The sequence below is a fragment of the Pseudomonas sp. FFPRI_1 genome (genome assembly GCF_055384485.1).
This window is the reverse complement of sequence record NZ_AP029168.1, coordinates 5,751,376-5,770,553: the sequence shown is the minus strand read 5'-3', so window position 1 is coordinate 5,770,553 and position 19,178 is coordinate 5,751,376. Positions and strand designations below refer to the sequence as shown.

Below are 19,178 nucleotides of genomic sequence, written 5' to 3'. Positions count from 1 at the left end.
GTGGATGTGAGCAAACGAGCCTATAACTTCTGCGCAGGTCCCGCTGCGCTACCTGAAGCTGTCCTGTTGCGTGCCCAGGCCGAATTGCTGGATTGGCATGGCAAGGGCCTGTCGGTCATGGAGATGAGTCATCGCAGCGATGAGTTCGTCTCCATTGCCACCAAGGCCGAGCAGGATCTGCGTGATCTGCTGAATATCCCCTCGAACTATAAAGTGCTGTTTCTGCAAGGCGGCGCCAGCCAGCAATTTGCCCAGATACCACTGAACCTGCTGCCAGAAGGCGGCCAGGCCGACTATATCGACACCGGTATCTGGTCGCAGAAGGCCATTGAAGAAGCCTCCCGCTATGGGCAGGTGAATGTGGCGGCAACTGCCAAGCCTTACGACTATTTCGCAATTCCCGGTCAGAACGAATGGCAACTGTCGCAAGACGCGGCCTACGTGCACTACGCGCCGAACGAAACCATCGGCGGCCTGGAATTCAGCTGGATCCCGGAAACCGGCGACGTTCCCCTGGTAGCCGACATGTCTTCCGACATCCTCTCGCGCCCTGTGGATATCTCCCGTTTCGGCATGATCTACGCCGGTGCGCAGAAGAACATCGGCCCTAGCGGCATCCTGGTCAACATCATTCGTGAAGACCTGCTGGGGCGCGCCCGTTCACTGTGCCCGACCATGCTCGACTACAAGGTCGCGGCAGACAACGGCTCGATGTACAACACCCCGCCGACCCTGGCCTGGTACCTGTCCGGCCTGGTGTTCGAATGGCTCAAGGAGCAGGGTGGGGTGCAAGCCATCGCCAAGCTCAATGACGCCAAGCAGCGCACGCTCTATGACTTCATCGACGCCAGCGGCCTGTACAGCAACCCGATCAACAAGACCGATCGCTCCTGGATGAACGTGCCGTTCCGTCTGGCCGATGATCGTCTGGACAAGCCGTTCCTGGTGGGCGCCGAGGCTCGCGGCCTGTTGAACCTCAAGGGCCACCGTTCGGTGGGCGGCATGCGCGCCTCCATCTATAACGCCGTGGACATCAACGCAGTCAATGCGCTGGTGGCCTACATGGCGGAGTTCGAGAAGGAACACGGCTGATGTCTGAGCAAGAACTCAAGGCCCTGCGCCTGCGCATTGACGCTCTGGACGAGAAGGTTCTGGAACTGATCAGTGAGCGTGCGCGATGTGCCCAGGAAGTCGCCCGAGTCAAGATGGGCTCCCTGGCCGAAGGCGAAGTGCCGGTGTTCTACCGTCCCGAGCGTGAAGCCCAGGTGCTCAAGCGGGTGATGGAGCGTAACCAGGGGCCGCTGGGCAATGAAGAGATGGCGCGTCTGTTCCGCGAAATCATGTCTTCGTGCCTGGCCCTGGAGCAACCGCTGAAAGTGGCCTACCTCGGTCCTGAAGGCACCTTCACCCAGGCCGCGGCCATGAAACACTTCGGCCACGCCGTGATCAGCAAGCCGATGGCGGCGATTGACGAAGTGTTCCGCGAAGTGGCGGCTGGTGCCGTGAACTTCGGTGTGGTGCCGGTGGAAAACTCCACCGAGGGTGCGGTCAACCACACCCTCGACAGTTTCCTCGAGCACGACATGGTGATCTGTGGCGAAGTCGAGCTGCGCATTCACCATCACCTGCTGGTGGGCGAGAACACCAAGACCGACAGCATCAGCCGGATCTATTCCCATGCCCAGTCCCTGGCCCAGTGCCGCAAGTGGCTGGATGCGCATTATCCGAATGTCGAGCGCGTTGCGGTGTCCAGCAATGCGGAGGCGGCCAAGCGGGTCAAGGGCGAATGGAACTCGGCGGCGATCGCTGGCGACATGGCTGCGGGCCTGTATGGCCTGACCCGTCTGGCCGAGAAGATCGAAGACCGTCCGGACAACTCCACGCGCTTCCTGATGATCGGCAGCCAGGAAGTGCCGCCGACCGGCGACGACAAGACTTCGATCATCGTCTCGATGAGCAACAAGCCGGGTGCGCTGCACGAATTGCTGGTGCCGTTCCACGATAACGGTATTGACCTGACGCGGATCGAAACCCGGCCTTCGCGCAGTGGCAAATGGACCTATGTGTTCTTCATCGACTTCGTTGGCCACCACCGTGATCCATTGGTCAAGGGTGTGCTGGAAAAGATCAGTCAGGAAGCCGTAGCACTCAAGGTGCTGGGGTCCTACCCAAAAGCGGTTCTCTGAGGCTTAAACAATGAGTGGCGACTTCCTCGCACTGGCGCAACCAGGCGTGCAACAACTTTCGCCTTACGTTCCGGGCAAGCCCGTGGACGAACTGGCCCGTGAGCTGGACCTCGATCCGGCCACCATCGTCAAGCTGGCGAGCAACGAAAACCCGCTGGGCGCCAGCCCCAAGGCGTTGGCGGCGATTCGCGATGAGCTGGCCGAGCTGACCCGTTACCCCGACGGCAACGGTTTTGCCCTCAAGACCCTGTTAGCCGAACGCTGTGGCGTGGAGATCGGCCAGGTAACCCTGGGCAATGGCTCCAACGATATCCTGGAGCTGGTGGCGCGTGCCTATCTGGCACCCGGCTTGAATGCGGTGTTCAGTGAGCACGCTTTCGCCGTCTACCCTATCGTCACTCAGGCGGTTGGTGCTCAGGCGCGTGTGGTTCCTGCCAAGAATTGGGGGCACGATCTGCCGGCGATGCTCAAGGCCATTGATGGGCAAACCCGCGTAGTGTTCATCGCCAACCCGAACAATCCGACCGGAACCTGGTTCGGTGCCGAAGAGTTGGACGAGTTTCTTCAGGACGTACCGGCCCATGTGCTGGTGGTGCTGGACGAGGCCTATATCGAGTACGCCGAGGGCAGCGATCTGCCGGACGGCCTGGATTTCCTTGCCGCCTACCCGAACCTGCTGGTGTCGCGGACCTTCTCCAAGGCCTATGGCCTGGCCGCTTTGCGAGTGGGTTACGGCCTTTCGACTCCGGTGGTGGCGGATGTGCTGAATAGGGTGCGCCAGCCCTTTAACGTCAACAGCCTGGCCCTGGCTGCCGCCTGCGCTGCTGTACAGGATCTTGACTACCTGGCTGAAAGCCGTCGCTTGAACGAGGCGGGCATGCAGCAGTTGGAGGCAGGTTTTCGCGATTTGGGTCTGAGCTGGATTCCATCCAAGGGCAATTTCATTGCCGTTGATCTGGGGCGCGAGGCTGCACCGGTGTTCCAGGGGTTGTTGCGTGAAGGGGTGATCGTGCGTCCGGTGGCGAATTACGGCATGCCTAACCATTTGCGCATCACCATCGGCTTGCCGGCGGAAAACACTCGTTTCCTTGAGGCTTTGGCCAAGGTCCTGGCCCGTGGTTGATGTCATTCCAATGCAACCTGCTGTGCCTATGATCGGTCGCCTGGTGGTGATCGGCCTGGGATTGATTGGTGGCTCCTTTGCCAAGGGGCTGCGTGAAAGCGGTGTGTGCGGTGAAGTGGTGGGCGTCGATCTGGATCCCCAGTCGCGTCAGTTGGCCGTTGATTTGGGGGTAGTGGATCGGTGTGAAGAGGATCTGCGCCTGGCCTGCCAGGGCGCGGATGTGATTCAGCTGGCGGTGCCTATTCTGGCCATGGAGAAATTGCTGGCGTTGTTGGCCGGGATGGATCTGGGGCGAGCGGTGCTGACGGATGTTGGCAGCGCCAAGGGCAATGTGGTGCGGGCGGCTAAAGAGGCTTTTGGCGGCATGCCTGCGCGCTTTGTACCGGGACATCCGATTGCTGGCTCGGAACAGAGTGGTGTCGAAGCTTCCAACGCTCAGCTGTTTCGCCGGCACAAGGTGATCCTTACGCCCCTGGAGCAGACCGACCCGGCTGCGTTGGCGTTGGTCGATGGGCTCTGGCGCGAGCTGGGGGCCGATGTCGAGCATATGCAGGTCGAGCGCCACGACGAAGTTCTGGCGGCGACCAGTCACTTGCCGCATCTGCTGGCCTTTGGCCTGGTCGATTCCCTGGCCAAGCGCAGTGAAAACCTCGACATCTTCCGTTACGCTGCGGGCGGTTTCCGCGATTTCACGAGAATCGCCGGTAGCGACCCGGTCATGTGGCACGACATCTTCCTCGCCAATCGCGAGGCGGTTCTGCGCACACTCGATACATTTCGCAACGACCTCGACGCCCTGCGCGACGCGGTCGATGCAGGGGACGGGCATCAGTTGTTGGGCGTATTCACTCGCGCCCGGGTTGCCCGCGAGCATTTCGGTAAAATCCTGGCCCGCCGGGCCTATGTGGACGCTATGAACTCCAACGATCTGATTTTCCTGGCAAATCCTGGTGGCCGCCTGACTGGGCGGATTCGTGTACCAGGCGACAAGTCGATTTCCCACCGTTCGATCATGCTCGGCTCCCTGGCTGAGGGCACCACTGAAGTCGAGGGTTTCCTCGAGGGTGAAGATGCCCTGGCGACGTTGCAGGCTTTCCGTGACATGGGGGTAGTGATCGAAGGTCCGCATCATGGTCGCGTGACCATTCACGGGGTGGGTTTGCATGGTCTGAAGCCGGCGCCCGGCCCGATCTACCTGGGTAACTCCGGTACCTCGATGCGCCTGCTTTCCGGCTTGCTGGCCGCGCAGAACTTCGACAGTACCCTGACTGGCGATGCGTCGTTGTCGAAAAGGCCAATGAATCGCGTGGCCAATCCGCTGCGCGAAATGGGCGCGGTCATCGAGACTGCAGACCAGGGCCGGCCTCCCATGGTGATTCGTGGTGGTCACCCGCTCAAGGGGCTGAACTACACCTTGCCGATGGCCAGCGCCCAGGTGAAGTCCTGCCTGCTGCTGGCGGGGTTGTATGCCGAGGGCAAGACCTCGGTGACCGAGCCGGCACCGACCCGCGATCACACTGAGCGCATGTTGCGTGGTTTCGGCTATCCGGTGAGTGTTGACGGCGCAACGGCAGCCGTTGAATCGGGTGGCAAGCTCAAGGCGACCCATATTGAAGTGCCTGCGGATATTTCTTCCGCGGCATTTTTCCTGGTGGCGGCATCCATTGCTGAAGGTTCCGAGTTGGTGCTGGAGCACGTGGGAATCAACCCGACCCGTACCGGTGTGATCGATATCCTGCGTCTGATGGGTGCTGACATCCGCCTGGAAAACCAGCGTGAAGTCGGTGGTGAGCCGGTTGCCGATCTGCATGTGCGTGCAGCCAAGCTCAAGGGGATCGAGATCCCCGAGGAACTGGTGCCATTGGCGATCGATGAGTTCCCGGTTCTGTTCGTGGCCGCTGCCTGCGCAGAAGGACGTACCGTGCTGCGCGGTGCGGAAGAGTTGCGGGTCAAGGAATCCGACCGCATCCAGGTAATGGCTGATGGTTTGCTGGCGCTCGGCGTCAAGTGCGAGCCGACAGCGGATGGCATTATCATCGATGGCGGTCAAATCGGTGGTGGCGAGGTTCATGGCCACGGCGATCACCGCATTGCCATGGCGTTCAGCGTTGCCTCGTTGCGCGCCAATGCGCCGATTCGCATCCATGACTGCGCCAACGTTGCCACGTCGTTCCCGAACTTCCTTGGGCTGTGCGCGCAAGTGGGGATGCGTGTTGCACAAGAGGCTCAGTCGTGAACATCCAGGCGCCTGTGATCACCATTGATGGGCCAAGCGGTTCGGGTAAAGGCACCATTGCTGGCAAGCTGGCCAGGCACCTGGGGTGGTGCCTGCTGGACTCCGGTGCCCTGTACCGGTTGTTGGCGTTTTCCGCGCGTAATCATGGTGTCGATCTGACCAATGAAGAATCGCTGAAGCTGTTGGCGGCTCACTTGGATGTACAGTTCCTTGGTGCCACTGAAAATCATCCGCAGCGGATCATTCTCGAAGGCGATGATGTGACCGACGACCTGCGCAATGAGCAGGTCGGCGCCTGGGCCTCCCAGGTAGCAGCGCTGCCTGCGGTGCGTGATGCCCTGTTGCAGCGCCAGCGCGCATTCCAGGAGCCACCCGGGCTGGTGGCGGATGGTCGTGACATGGGGACGGTAGTGTTTCCTGATGCGCCACTGAAGATTTTCCTGACGGCCAGCGCCGAGGAGCGTGCTCGCCGGCGCTACTTGCAGTTGAAGGGAAAGGTCGATGGTGTTAGTCTGTCGAGTCTGCTAGATGAGATCCGTGCGCGTGATGAGCGCGACACCCAGCGAGCGGTAGCCCCGCTCAAGCCGGCGGCCGACGCCATACAGCTGGATTCCACGGAGTTGTCCATCGATCAGGTGTTGCAACGCATTCTGAGCGAGATCGCCATTCGCGATATCGCCGGGTGAACAAGAAAGATTGCAGGGGACCAGTCATAGTCCTGCGGTCTTTCTTTTATATGAACGTAACCCACGTCGTCTGGGATGTGGCAGATGGGCGGATTCTTCGCCCTTATCAACAGGAATTAAAATGAGCGAAAGCTTTGCGGAACTCTTTGAAGAAAGCCTAAAAACCCTGAACCTTCAGGCAGGCTCCATCATCACCGGTGTTATCGTCGACATCGACTACCAAGCGCGTTGGGTTACCGTTCACGCTGGTCTGAAGTCTGAAGCACTTATCCCGCTTGAGCAGTTCTACAACGATGCTGGCGAACTGTCCATCAATGTTGGTGATGAAGTTCACGTTGCTCTGGATTCGGTTGAAGACGGTTTCGGTGAAACCAAGCTCTCCCGTGAAAAAGCCAAGCGCGCTGAATGCTGGATCGTTCTGGAAGCAGCCTTCGCAGCTGAAGAAGTGGTCAAGGGCGTTATCAACGGTAAGGTTAAAGGCGGCTTCACTGTCGACGTTAACGGCATCCGTGCGTTCCTGCCAGGTTCTCTGGTTGACGTCCGTCCAGTGCGCGACACCACGCACCTGGAAGGCAAAGAGCTCGAGTTTAAAGTCATCAAACTCGATCAGAAGCGCAACAACGTTGTCGTTTCCCGTCGTAGCGTCCTCGAAGCCGAGAACTCCGCTGAGCGTGAAGCTCTGCTGGAATCCCTGCAGGAAGGCCAGCAAGTCAAAGGTATCGTCAAGAACCTCACCGATTACGGCGCATTCGTCGATCTGGGTGGCGTCGATGGCCTGCTGCACATCACCGACATGGCTTGGAAACGCATCAAGCATCCTTCCGAAATCGTCAACGTTGGCGACGAGATCGATGTCAAGGTTCTGAAGTACGATCGCGAGCGCAATCGTGTTTCCCTGGGCCTGAAGCAACTGGGCGAAGATCCATGGGTTGCTATCAAAGCCCGTTACCCAGAAAGCACCCGCGTTACCGCTCGTGTAACCAACCTGACCGACTACGGCTGCTTCGCTGAGCTGGAAGAAGGCGTTGAAGGTCTGGTACACGTTTCGGAAATGGACTGGACCAACAAGAACATCCACCCTTCGAAAGTCGTACAAGTCGGCGACGAAGTGGAAGTTATGGTTCTGGACATCGACGAAGAGCGTCGTCGTATCTCCCTCGGCATCAAGCAGTGCAAGTCCAACCCATGGGAAGACTTCTCTGGCCAGTTCAACAAGGGCGATAAAATCTCCGGCACCATCAAGTCGATCACCGATTTCGGTATCTTCATTGGTCTGGACGGTGGCATCGACGGCCTGGTTCACCTGTCCGACATCTCCTGGAACGAAGTGGGCGAAGAAGCCGTACGTCGTTTCAAGAAGGGCGACGAGCTGGACACCGTTATCCTGTCTGTTGATCCAGAGCGTGAGCGTATCTCCCTGGGTATCAAGCAGCTGGAAAGCGACCCGTTCTCTGAGTACGTACAAGAGAACGACAAAGGCGCAATCGTTAAGGGTGTTGTAAAAGAAGTTGACGCCAAAGGCGCCATCATCACCCTGGCCAACGATATCGAAGCTACTCTGAAAGCCTCTGAAATCAGCCGTGACCGCATCGAAGATGCGCGTAACGTTCTGAAAGAAGGCGAAGAAGTTGAAGCCAAGATCATCAGCGTTGACCGTAAGAGCCGTGTAATCCAGCTCTCGATCAAGTCGAAAGACGTTGAAGACGAGAAAGAAGCTATCCAGAGCCTGCGCGACAAGCCAGCTGCTTCGGATATCGCTGCTGGTCCTACCACTCTGGGCGACCTGTTGCGTGCACAGATGGAAAAGCAGAACTAAGTTCTGTCAGACCATAAAAAGGGCGACTTCGGTCGCCCTTTTTTATTGTCTGAAGAAAGCCAGGGAGGATTTTGACCAAGGAAGAAACCAACACATGCTACGGGCTGTCTCTTTCATAAGTGAGCTGATTGCACATTAAGGTCTAGGCTTCCCCTGAGTGGTGCACCATTTGAAAGGCAGTAACTGCCATAAGGAAGGGAATGAGCAGGTTGAGTGTGAGTATTTTGATTGTTCTTTTTCTGGCTGGGTGTACCACTAGCGTAAAGACCCACGTGGTCCGTGGGGTTAGCGGTATAGAGGTCGATTGTTCAGGCTTGGGTTCAGATTGGGATAAGTGCTACAAGCGTGCCGCGCGCGAGTGCGGCGTTAATGGCTATAAAGTCATTACTAGGTCCAGTGATGCTAAGGAGGAGGAAGGGGATTACCCTTTTGGTTGGAATCCGGCAGGTTATCTGACACGAACGATGCTGGTGATGTGTCGACAGGGCAGCTGAAGTTTTTTCTTGTGGTGTGCCCGAGATGAGGGGATAGAGTTTGTTTCAGCAAGTCGCCGCTTGGGCTGTTCAAAACCTTCAGAGCATGCTAAAACCTTTGGAGCACTGACCTAGCTGCTTGAAAAAGAAGGGAAAAATATGACGAAGTCGGAGTTGATCGAACGAATTGTCACCCATCAAGGGCTGCTGTCATCCAAGGATGTGGAGCTGGCCATCAAGACGATGCTTGAGCAAATGTCTCAGTGTCTAGCGACTGGTGATCGGATTGAGATTCGGGGGTTTGGTAGTTTCTCATTACATTATCGTGCGCCTCGGGTAGGTCGGAATCCCAAGACCGGTCAATCAGTGAGCTTGGATGGTAAGTTCGTTCCCCATTTCAAACCAGGTAAAGAGCTTCGAGATCGGGTTAACGAAGAAGAGGGGGAGGATCTTTAGCTCTCTGGTACATAAGGGGGTGCGAATTTTGATGTAGTTGGAGTTTTTTCTCTTGGTAAGAGAGAAAATTTTTAACATCGGCTGGAATGGGGCGCGATCTTAGGCTTGCTTTAGTGTGCTGGCAGTTTTTTTCATGAAACATACTCTCCATGCTGGATATTCTGTCTAGTGTGCTCTTGTTTTTTCTCTTCTTAAGTCTCCTTTTAATTTAGAGTCTTGAACTGCCGTCCGTGTGGATGTCTAGTGGTTTTTGTACTGGCACATTTTTGAAATGAGTACGCTTCTTTCTGGATCGATCATTTGTTGATCAAGACCATATCTGCATGGATTAATTTTCGTGAATAGCGCCGATGATATCGCGATGCGATAGTGGGGCTGCGGAGCATTTTTTGCTGCGTTTGCTGGCTCGCCAGGCTGCTCTAAGCGCATAATGTGGCCTTTTGTGTGTTCCAGATAATATTCTGGCGCCAGTTTGAGAAGGTACGCTAGGAAATGGGCAGGATCCTTTTGACAGGTGCATCCGGCTTTGTGGGAGGCGCTGTCCATGAGTGCTTATCCAGGAGTTCCACTCGTAAACTAACCATCGCCACGCGCAAGCCGATGCCGGAGATGGCGGCTAGCACAATTGCCGCTCTGATTGATCAGATAGATGCGACTACTGACTGGGCCCCGATCCTGCTGGATTCTGAGGTCGTCATTCATACAGCTGCTCGTGTTCATGTAATGAATGAGTCTTCTCTTGATCCTCTTGCGTCGTTTCGAAAGGTGAATGTGGAAGGCACGCTGAACCTAGCTCGACAAGCCGCGGCGAGCGGTGTGCGCCGTTTCATTTTTATCAGCTCGATCAAGGTCAATGGTGAGGAAACGCCGCTCAATATTCCTTTTACAGCTGACACTGAGCCGGCACCTGTTGATCCCTATGGGATATCCAAGCTGGAAGCAGAAAAAGGGCTGATGCTCATTGCGGCCCAAACCGCGATGGAAATTGTGATCATTCGCCCAACCCTGGTTTACGGCCCGGGAGTCAAGGCAAATTTCTTGAGCATGATGCGCTGGTTGCAGAAGGGAATACCTTTGCCATTTGGAGCAATATGCAATCAACGGAGTCTGGTAGCGCTGGGTAACTTGGTGGACTTGATCGTCACCTGTATTGACCATCCCAAAGCGGCCAATCAGATATTTCTGGTGAGTGACGGTAATGACCTATCAACCACCGAACTGTTGAAGAAAATGGGAAGGGCCCTAGGGCGGCCTGCTCGTCTGTTGCCTGTACCAAGTGTGATTCTGAAGTGTGGGGCAGCCTTATTGGGTAAAAAGTCACTGTCTCAACGGTTGTGTGGTTCGCTCCAGGTGGATATCGGGAAAAATCGTGAGCTATTGGGATGGGCTCCGCCGATAAGTGTGGATGAGGCGCTGAGTATTACTGCAAAGTCCTTTGTTGATAAGTAATCCTGATTTTAGTTTGTATTTGGGGTGCTGTGATTTTTTATTTAAAAGAGTCAGTGTCCGTATCAGGTGAACTCTCATTTAGTGTTAAGGAATAAAGTAAGCATGGCGATATGGTGGTTGATGTTGGCGGTGCTTGGCATGTCATTTCTGTTGACCTGGGTATTGCGTCGATATGCTCTCGCACGTAGTTTGATGGATGTTCCCAACAGTCGTAGTTCTCATTCGGTACCTACTCCGAGAGGCGGAGGGGTAGCAATCGTCTTGAGCTTTCTTGCTGCCGTTCCCCTTCTTTTTTTTATCGCTGATATAACCTGGTTGTATGTATGGGCGCTATGGGGAGCAGGAGGGCTGATAGCAGTAGTTGGCTTTCTTGATGATCACGGGCATATAGCAGCACGCTGGAGATTGCTTGCGCATTTTTTTGCTGCGATATGGGCGTTGTTCTGGTTGAAGGGCTTACCGCCTATCCATTTGATGGGTATCGATTTAAACCTTTCATGGTTTGGCCATTTTCTCGCGGCGTTCTACTTGGTTTGGATGCTCAATCTATACAACTTCATGGATGGTATTGATGGAATAGCGAGTGTGCAGGCGGTGAGCGCTTGCCTGGGAGCATGCCTGATCTACTGGTTGGCTGGTGATATATCGCTGATCTGGGCGCCATTGTTATTGGCGATGGCGGTACTGGGCTTCCTCTTCTGGAACTTTCCTCCCGCGCGGATTTTTATGGGAGATGCAGGTAGTGGTTTTCTCGGGCTTGTTTTGGGGGTGTTCTCAATACAAGCAGCTTGGGCTTCCTCGCGTTTTCTGTGGGTTTGGCTGATTCTTCTTGGGGTGTTCATTGTCGATGCAACCTTCACGCTGATTCGCAGACTGCTGCGGGGAGACAAGGTCTATGAGGCTCATCGCAGCCATGCCTACCAGTTTGCCTCTCGCCAGTATGGCCGGCATTTGCCAGTGACCCTTGCCGTCATGCTAATCAACGTGATTTGGTTGCTACCGATAGCCATGTGCGTGGGGCTGCTCGGCTGGGATGGTAGTATTGGGCTGGTCTTGGCCTACACCCCGCTGGTTTTCCTCGCCTTCAGATTTCATGCAGGCGAGTTGGAGAAAACCGGCTGAAACGAATCAATGCCTGGCAGTCAGATGAATGCTGCCAACGGTACTCAATTTCAGGTCGAGGCTAAGGGTCGAAGCTCGAGAAAGGAATTATGGATAAAATACGAACTGCTCTGTTGAGGCTTCCGCGTCGGCAGAAGCGTATCCTGCAGGTCATCACTGACATTGTTCTTGTGTGGGCCGCATTGTGGATGGCGTTTGTCGTCAGGCTGGGTTTCGACGACCTGAACAACCCCTTTATCGTGCATTTATGGCTGTTCGCCAGCGCACCGATCGTTGCAATTCCTTTGTTTATTAAATTCGGAATGTATCGTGCGGTCATGCGTTATTTCGGTAACGATGCCCTGATTGCGATAGCGAAGGCCGTGACCCTATCTGCATTGGTTCTGGCATTGGTTGTCTATATCTACAGCAATCACCAGACCGTGGTGCCTCGTTCAATCGTGTTCAACTACTGGTGGTTGAGCATGGTGATGATAGGCGGCCTTAGGCTGGCGATGCGTCAATATTTCCTCGGGGATTGGTTCACTACCGCGCAACATATGCCGTTCACCAGTAGAGATGATGGTTTGCCCAAAGTTGCTATCTATGGTGCAGGGGCAGCAGGCAACCAGTTAGTTGCAGCTTTGCGTTTGGGGCGAGTGATGCGTCCGGTGGCCTTTATCGATGATGACAGCAGTATTGCTGACCGAATGATTGCAGGGCTGCAGGTATACAAGCCCAAGCATTTACAGCAGATGATCGATGAGACTGATGCCCAAGAGATTCTTCTGGCGATTCCTTCGTCCAGTCGCAGTCGCCGTAGGGAAGTCCTGGGGTTTCTCGAAGGCTTCCCTCTTCATGTGCGAAGTGTTCCAGGTTTCATGGACCTGGCCAGTGGACGAGTGAAGGTCGATGATATTCAGGAGGTGGACATCGCCGATTTGCTGGGACGTGACTCTGTCCCAGCTCAAGAGGATCTGTTGGCACGTTGTATCAAAGGGAAAGTTGTTCTGGTAACGGGAGCTGGAGGGTCCATTGGTTCGGAGCTTTGCCGGCAGATCATCAGCTCGAATCCAACTACCTTGATATTGATCGATCACAGCGAGTTCAATCTTTACAGTATTTTATCTGAGCTTGAGCAACGTATTTCGAGAGAGTCGCGTAGTCTAAAGTTGTTACCGATTTTAGGCTCGGTGCGCCATCATGAGAAATTGTTGTCGGTTATGAAAACCTGGAGTGTCGACACGGTCTATCACGCGGCTGCTTATAAACATGTACCCATGGTGGAACATAATATTGCCGAGGGTGTGCTGAACAATGTCATCGGAACACTCAACACTGCGCAGGCTGCATTGGAAGCCGGTGTTGCCAACTTTGTGCTGATTTCCACTGACAAAGCTGTTCGACCAACGAATGTCATGGGTAGTACCAAGCGTTTGGCGGAGCTCACCCTGCAGGCGTTGAGCAACGAGTTGGCCCCCGTGCTGTTCAATGATTCTTCGAATATCTCTCGGGTCAATAAAACCCGTTTCACCATGGTTCGATTCGGCAATGTATTGGGCTCCTCCGGCTCGGTCATTCCGCTGTTTCATAAACAGATCAAGTCGGGCGGCCCATTGACGGTCACTCACCCCAAGATCACGCGCTATTTCATGACCATTCCCGAAGCCGCCCAGTTGGTGATTCAGGCTGGCTCAATGGGGCAGGGGGGCGATGTATTCGTGCTGGACATGGGCGAACCGGTAAAAATCGTCGAGTTGGCAGAGAAAATGATTCATCTTTCCGGCTTGAGCGTGCGCTCGGAAAAGAACCCGCATGGTGATATCTCGATCGAGTTTACCGGCCTGCGTCCTGGCGAAAAGCTTTACGAGGAGTTGCTGATTGGTGACAACGTAGTGGCCACCCAGCACCCGATGATCATGAGTGCCAACGAGGACCATCTGCCTTGGGATGCGCTCAAGCTAAAACTCGGTGAACTCCTTGCTGCGCTTGAGTTGGATGACTATTCGAGAGTGCGCCAACTGCTGCGCGAGACGGTGAGTGGTTACGCTCCAGACGGTGAAATTGTTGACTGGGTTTACCAGCAGCGTCGTCTCAAACCCTGAGCCTACACAAGCGGTAACCCTCCTGCTTTTGACTTGCTCCCGGCATCACCTAGGTTTGGAAGGCAGCTTCGGAAAGCTGCTTTCCTCATCGATGTCATGGAGCGTCATTATGCGTAATCCTTATCTCTCCTCCCTGGTCTTTGCCTTTCTGGCCAGCCTTTCCCTTGCCCCCCAGGCGGCGCCCGCTACCCCCGTACAGGCTTCTGTCCCGGTAGTGGTCGAGCAGCCAACGACCCAGGCAAGCAGGATCAACCTCAATACAGTAGATGCATCTGTTCTGCAGCGCGAACTCTTTGGAATTGGTGAGGCCAAGGCCAAGGCGATCGTTGCTTACCGTGAAGAAAATGGTCCTTTCGCTTCAGTAGATGAATTGCTAGAGGTCAAGGGGATCGGCAAGAGCATTCTGGATCGCAATCGGGACAAGCTCGATATCAACTAAGTTTCCTGCTTGACGGTTGAAGGCCGGTCCATGACCGGCCTGCTGCACGCTGGGGGGTGTAGCTCGAAAGATTAGCTGTATCGACGAAATAGATGATTTTCATGAGGCTAGCAAAATATTATGCATGTAATATTTCTCTGTTCGCCAGATCTCCCACGTCGCGGGCGCTCATTACTTTCATGCATTGTCAGGAGTACAGCTATGAGTTCGGTTCGGTCCCAAGGTACGGCAGTGGTTACCGGTGCATCATCGGGTATTGGTGCGGTTTATGCCGATCGGTTAGCGGCACGAGGTTTTGATTTGTTGCTGGTTGCCCGAGATGAAGGGCGTCTGCAGGCAGCGGCCGAGACGTTGAGCAGTGAGTATCAAGTGCAGGTCGAGGTGTTGAAGGCTGATCTCACGCTCAAGGAGGACTTGCTCAAGATCGAGCAGCGCTTGCGCCAGGACTCGACTATCAGCCTGCTGCTGAATAATGCAGGGGTGGGAGCCAATGGGCCTTTGGCGGGCGCCGATCTGGACCAGATGGAGCGCATGATCCAACTCAATGTGCTGGCATTGACTCGCCTGGCAGGCCTGGCGGCAGCGGTTTTTTCCGCCGCGGGGCGAGGAGCGATCATCAATATCGCCTCGGTGGTAGCCTTGGTCCCGGAGCGTTTCAATGCGACCTACAGTGCTACCAAGGCTTACGTGCTGAGCCTGACACAGTCACTGCACGTCGAATTGAAGGGCAGTGGGGTTCAGGTCCAAGCGGTCTTGCCTGGAATGACACGAACTGAGATCTGGGAGCGCTCAGGCCTGGATCTAACGCATATTCCGGCGGAAATGGTAATGGAGGCAGGAGAGATGGTCGACGCGTCGTTGAGTGGTTTCGATCAGGGGGAACTGGTCACGCTTCCTTCATTGCCTGACGCAGCAGACTGGCAGGCCCTGGTGACGGCGCGCATGGCGTTGGGCCCCAATCTTTCAAGAAGCAGTGCCGCTGTACGTTACAAGTAAGCGGCAGACAGGAGCGGATGGTCTCATCTCTGCTCCTGTTCCTTCAGGCCTTCACGCACAGTCTGGAGTATCTGCGTGCCCAGTTGGGGATCTTCCACACTGCGTGAAAGTAGCAGCGCGCCCACCAGAGTCGACATGATCATCAGGCTGCGGCGAGCCTTATTGTCGCCCTCCAGGGCTGCTGCCACTTGTGCCAGCCTGGCATTGAGTACGGCATCGGTAGTGGGGCTGGGTTGGCCACGCTGGCCGAGCTCTGAACTCATGGTCGGCAGCGGGCAGCCTTGATGAGGTGAGTTCTGGTGCCATTCGCTGAGGTAGTTATCGATAAACGCTTCAAGAGGGTGTTCTTGCGCAAACAGCGTGGCGCAATGAGCGTCCAGGTCTTCTGCGGCTACTGAGAGTGCCTCCTCCACCAGTTCATCCTTGGATTTGAAATGGGAGTAAAAGCCCCCATGGGTCAAGCCCAGGGCCTTCATCAAGGGTTGCAAGCCTGTTGCACCTATCCCATCACGACGAAATCGTTCCGAAGCTTCTTTGATAATGCGTTTGTGTGTCTGGGCTTTATGGTCTGCTGAATAACGCACTTGAGAAACCTCCACATCTAGATCGCCATTTTAACCAAGGATCGGTAGAACATGCCCCTACTTCTCGGCGGGTTTTATCCGCAGTTACAGCATCCCGACAGCTGTCCATGAGCTGATTGAGCTCGTTGGGGTTGGCACGATAAGTGATTAAAGATTGATCATGAGTTGTTGAACAATCTTGAGGCTCTCCATGGACAACGGTTTATCCCTGGCAGATCACATTACGTTGGAGCTGCGCGCGGACATCATTGGCGGTCGCCTGCTACCTGGGATGCCGTTGGTGGAGAGTGCGTTGGTCAATGCCTACAACGCTTCACGCAATACCATTCGTGAAGCGCTGCACCGCCTCGGGCAGGAAGGCCTGACCCTCTATGTGCGCAATAAGGGCGTAGTGGTTCGGCGTCTGGACCGTGACGACGTGCGGGATCTGTTTCGGGTACGCCGGACCCTGGAGCTGCAAGCGATTGCCAGCGCCAGGCCGCTGCGTGAGTACCAGTCCGATCGCATGCTCGATGCCATCGAAGCCACTGAGTTGGCGCGTTCGCGTGAGGATTGGCGTGCGGTGGGCACTCACAGTCTGAGCTTTCACCAACACGTAGTGGGCTTGTTGGGCTCGCGCCTGTTCGATGAGTTCTTCACCAATATAGTGGCGCAGTTGCGCCTGGTGTTCTGCGCCGCTGTGGATGAGGCAGCGTTTCAGGCGCCCTGGCTGGTCCGCGACCGACAGATTCATGAGTGGTTGCTGGAGGGTGATAAGGAGTCTGCCGGCGCGGCCATGGAGCTGTATCTGGATGACTCCGAGCGTCTGCTGTTGAACATACTCAGCCAATCCTTCCGTCACTGAGCGAGGGCGTTACCAATGTACAAAGATTATCCAGCGGCCTATCAGGTCAGCAAAGGTTCGGCGCTGCAAGTGGACACGGCTTTCTACCAGCGTATTCGCGACACCCCGGCGCAGCGCGAGTTGATCGAGCAGTTCGAAGTGCCGATTCGTACCGGTCGGGCCTGGAAGGTACCAGCCGGGCATGTGTTTCGAGTGACCACGCCAGTGGGGCCGCAGGTGGGTGATTTCAACGTCTGGAATGCCCATGACCCCCGGGAGCGTCTTTGGGCGGCGCGTACCCGGCAATTACAGGGGGCTCATGTCAGTACCCATGATCGGCTCTGGTCGAACCTGCCTTTTCTACGACCGCTGGTCACCATCACCGATGACAGCCTGGCGCACTACGGGATCGATGAGCATGGCGGCCGCTTGCATGACTTGCTGGGAACCCGTTGTGATCCCTATGTGAATCGCATGCTTACCGGAGAGGATTTTCATCATCACTGCCACTCCAACCTGACGCGTGCCGTACTGCCCCATGGGCTGACCGAGTTTGACGTGCATGATGTGTTGAACATCTTCCAGTGCACTGGCCTGAACCACGATGACATGTATTTCATGAAGGCCTGTCCGGCGCAGAAGGGCGATTACCTGGAGTTCTTTGCCGAGATCGATCTGCTCTGTGCACTGTCGACCTGTCCGGGAGGAGACCTGTCCTTGCCGATGTGGGGCCCCGAGGCCCAGGATCCGCTGAGCGTGTGCCGCCCGCTGGGGGTTGAAATCTATCGGCTCGAAGCGTCATTGCTCGAGGGCTGGAGCCAGCCGGAGCGGGCAGCCTATAAAGGCCAGCATGGCTTGCACATCGCCAAGGCCGAGTGGGAGCGCTAGGGCTGACTGACAGCCCCTTGGTCCAGGGACGAAGGGGCTGGCGGGGTCAGCGATCTCGCGCTTCCTTGGCATCCATTTCCGCGTTGCGCTCGGCTACGCGTTTACGCTGCTCATCGGTCAATTCCACCTTGTTGGCGGTGTCACGCAGCATCATCAAGCCGCCGACGATTGAGCCGATAGCAACCACCAGGATCAACCAGGCATACCAGGGCATAGGATTCTCCTTAAGGGGCAACTTGCCGGAGGCGAAGGTTCGCCTTCGGCTCTGCCTGTAACGCTTTGAGTTAAAGCGTTTCGCATGGGTTCCATTGTATGCCTGATTGGTGACCTGGGTAGCGGTGTGCAACCTAACGTCCGGTGAGCATGGCGTCCGCGGGGGCATTGGCTCGAAGTTGTCCGGTGAGTTGGAAGTAGATGAAGCCGAGCACCATGAAACTGAGGAAGATCAGCCCGATCAGGGCGTTGAACCAGGCCATTGCCACCAGGCAGATCGTTGCCAGTACCAGGGCGATCGCCGGGATCACTGGGTAGCCGGGGGCGCGGAAGCTGCGTAGCAGATTCGGTTCGGCCTGTCGCAACTTGAACAGGCTGAGCATGCTCATGATGTACATCACGATGGCGCCGAACACCGCCATGGTGATCATCGCTGCGGTAAGGGTCATGCCGCCGAGGTTGATCAGCCCATCGCTGTAGATCGCGGCGATGCCGATCAGGCCGCCGGCGATGATCGCCCGATGCGGTGTCTGGAAGCGCGACAGTTTGGCCAGGGAGGTGGGCAGGTAACCGGCCCGGGCCAGAGCGAAGAACTGCCGCGAGTAGCCGAGGATGATCCCGTGGAAGCTGGCCACCAGCCCGAACAGGCCGATCCACACCAGCATGTGCAGCCAGCCCGAGCTGTCGCCGACGACGGTCTTCATCGCCTGGGGCAGGGGGTCGTTGATGTTCGACAGGGTGCGCCAGTCACCCACGCCACCGGCAAAGAACATCACCCCCATGGCCAGCAGCACCAGGGTCAGAATGCCGCTGATATAGGCCTTGGGAATAGTGCGTTTTGGGTCCTTGGCTTCCTCGGCGGCCATGGCTGCGCCTTCGATGGCCAGGAAAAACCAGATGGCAAAGGGGATAGCGGCAAACATCCCGGCAATCGCCGGGGCACCGAAGGCGTCGGCGCCGGCCCAGCCATTGAGGGCGAAGTTGCTGAAGCTGAAGGCCGGGGCCACCACGCCCATGAACACCAGGAGCTCGGCCACCGCCAGCACGCAGACCACCAGTTCGAAGGTGGCTGCCAGTTTCACTCCGAGAATGTTCAGGCCCATGAACACAATGTAGGCACCGACCGCGGCATGTTTCGGGTCCAGGGCCGGGAATTGCACATTCAGGTAGGCGCCGATGGCCAGGGCGATGGCCGGAGGGGCGAAGACAAACTCGATCAACGTGGCCAGCCCCGCAACCAAGCCGCCTTTTTCACCGAAGGCACGGCGGCTGTAGGCAAAAGGTCCTCCTGCATGGGGAATCGCGGTGGTCAGTTCGGTAAAGCTGAATATAAAGCAGGTGTACATGGTCGCGACCAGTAGTGAGGTCACGAGAAAACCTAGGGTTCCAGCCACGCCCCAGCCATAGCTCCAGCCGAAATACTCCCCGGAAATCACCAGGCCGACGGCGATACCCCACAAGTGCAGCGTGCCCAAGGTGGGTTTGAGTTGTGTGTTCATCGGTTGCTCCCCGAACGATTGGAAATGCTCGGGATTGGCTTGTGCAGCGCCCATGCCAGCGTCTCGATGTCCGTCGTAAAGCATTGAAAGCTGTCGTATCGAGGA

The 19,178-nt window shown here is 56.2% G+C and carries 18 protein-coding genes; 15 read left to right on the top strand and 3 right to left on the bottom strand.

The window, feature by feature from the left end:
- The first annotated feature begins 6 nt into the window (after window positions 1-6).
- The 13 genes from serC to ACZ5BO_RS25490 all read left to right on the top strand — a co-directional run bounded on the left by serC (window position 7) and on the right by ACZ5BO_RS25490 (window position 15,066).
- Entirely contained in the window at window positions 7-1,092 is a 1,086-nt protein-coding gene (gene serC, locus ACZ5BO_RS25550; protein WP_025127124.1) for a 3-phosphoserine/phosphohydroxythreonine transaminase, read from the top strand.
- On the top strand, window positions 1,092-2,186 hold the full coding sequence (gene pheA / locus ACZ5BO_RS25545; protein ID WP_025127125.1) for a prephenate dehydratase: 1,095 nt from the start codon (window positions 1,092-1,094) through the stop codon (window positions 2,184-2,186). Before serC ends, pheA begins: the two co-directional genes overlap by 1 nt.
- 10 nt (window positions 2,187-2,196) lie before the next feature.
- A complete protein-coding gene (gene hisC, locus ACZ5BO_RS25540) occupies window positions 2,197-3,309 on the top strand; it encodes a histidinol-phosphate transaminase (RefSeq protein ID WP_025127126.1) in 1,113 nt (370 codons plus the stop codon).
- 28 nt (window positions 3,310-3,337) lie between these two features.
- Entirely contained in the window at window positions 3,338-5,545 is a 2,208-nt protein-coding gene (locus ACZ5BO_RS25535) for a bifunctional prephenate dehydrogenase/3-phosphoshikimate 1-carboxyvinyltransferase (protein ID WP_464701375.1), read from the top strand.
- Complete coding sequence (cmk, locus tag ACZ5BO_RS25530; protein ID WP_025127128.1) at window positions 5,542-6,231, top strand: (d)CMP kinase; 690 nt, start codon at window positions 5,542-5,544, stop codon at window positions 6,229-6,231. The genes ACZ5BO_RS25535 and cmk overlap by 4 nt, the downstream gene beginning before the upstream one ends.
- Before the next feature lie 121 nt (window positions 6,232-6,352).
- Window positions 6,353-8,047: a 30S ribosomal protein S1 gene (rpsA, locus tag ACZ5BO_RS25525; protein ID WP_007931318.1), complete on the top strand. Its 1,695-nt coding sequence runs from the start codon at window positions 6,353-6,355 to the stop codon at window positions 8,045-8,047.
- Window positions 8,048-8,247: 200 nt separating this feature from the next.
- Window positions 8,248-8,541, top strand: coding sequence for a hypothetical protein (locus ACZ5BO_RS25520; protein ID WP_464696897.1), 294 nt, complete (start codon window positions 8,248-8,250; stop codon window positions 8,539-8,541).
- Between the two features lie 138 nt (window positions 8,542-8,679).
- The gene (gene ihfB / locus ACZ5BO_RS25515) at window positions 8,680-8,976 is read left to right on the top strand and encodes an integration host factor subunit beta (protein WP_464696896.1); all 297 of its coding nucleotides are present in this window, start codon (window positions 8,680-8,682) and stop codon (window positions 8,974-8,976) included.
- Window positions 8,977-9,468: 492 nt separating this feature from the next.
- Window positions 9,469-10,425, top strand: a complete 957-nt coding sequence (locus tag ACZ5BO_RS25510; RefSeq protein WP_464696895.1) for a UDP-glucose 4-epimerase family protein — start codon at window positions 9,469-9,471, stop codon at window positions 10,423-10,425.
- 102 nt (window positions 10,426-10,527) lie between these two features.
- Complete coding sequence (locus ACZ5BO_RS25505) at window positions 10,528-11,547, top strand: MraY family glycosyltransferase (RefSeq protein ID WP_464696894.1); 1,020 nt, start codon at window positions 10,528-10,530, stop codon at window positions 11,545-11,547.
- A gap of 89 nt (window positions 11,548-11,636) precedes the next feature.
- Entirely contained in the window at window positions 11,637-13,631 is a 1,995-nt protein-coding gene (locus ACZ5BO_RS25500; RefSeq protein ID WP_464696893.1) for a polysaccharide biosynthesis protein, read from the top strand.
- Between the two features lie 109 nt (window positions 13,632-13,740).
- A complete protein-coding gene (locus ACZ5BO_RS25495; protein WP_464696892.1) occupies window positions 13,741-14,070 on the top strand; it encodes a ComEA family DNA-binding protein in 330 nt (109 codons plus the stop codon).
- A gap of 201 nt (window positions 14,071-14,271) precedes the next feature.
- On the top strand, window positions 14,272-15,066 hold the full coding sequence (locus ACZ5BO_RS25490; RefSeq protein ID WP_464696891.1) for an SDR family NAD(P)-dependent oxidoreductase: 795 nt from the start codon (window positions 14,272-14,274) through the stop codon (window positions 15,064-15,066).
- Window positions 15,067-15,089: 23 nt separating this feature from the next.
- Here ACZ5BO_RS25490 and ACZ5BO_RS25485 read toward each other — a convergent pair whose 3' ends face one another.
- Complete coding sequence (locus ACZ5BO_RS25485; protein ID WP_025127136.1) at window positions 15,090-15,650, bottom strand: TetR/AcrR family transcriptional regulator; 561 nt, start codon at window positions 15,648-15,650, stop codon at window positions 15,090-15,092.
- A gap of 190 nt (window positions 15,651-15,840) precedes the next feature.
- Here ACZ5BO_RS25485 and ACZ5BO_RS25480 point away from each other — a divergent pair, with 190 nt between their 5' ends.
- Both ACZ5BO_RS25480 and ACZ5BO_RS25475 read left to right on the top strand, forming a co-directional pair.
- Window positions 15,841-16,494, top strand: a complete 654-nt coding sequence (locus ACZ5BO_RS25480; RefSeq protein ID WP_464696890.1) for a GntR family transcriptional regulator — start codon at window positions 15,841-15,843, stop codon at window positions 16,492-16,494.
- A 15-nt stretch (window positions 16,495-16,509) separates the two neighbouring features.
- Window positions 16,510-17,361, top strand: coding sequence for an urea carboxylase-associated family protein (locus ACZ5BO_RS25475; RefSeq protein ID WP_464696889.1), 852 nt, complete (start codon window positions 16,510-16,512; stop codon window positions 17,359-17,361).
- A gap of 46 nt (window positions 17,362-17,407) precedes the next feature.
- Here the strand turns inward: ACZ5BO_RS25475 and ACZ5BO_RS25470 are convergent, their stop codons facing one another.
- On the bottom strand, window positions 17,408-17,575 hold the full coding sequence (locus ACZ5BO_RS25470) for a DUF2897 family protein (protein WP_016964082.1): 168 nt from the start codon (window positions 17,573-17,575) through the stop codon (window positions 17,408-17,410).
- Between the two features lie 133 nt (window positions 17,576-17,708).
- Window positions 17,709-19,073 (bottom strand): ethanolamine permease, encoded by a 1,365-nt coding sequence (gene eat / locus ACZ5BO_RS25465; protein ID WP_464696888.1) that lies wholly within the window; start codon window positions 19,071-19,073, stop codon window positions 17,709-17,711.
- Window positions 19,074-19,178: the final 105 nt, after the last annotated feature.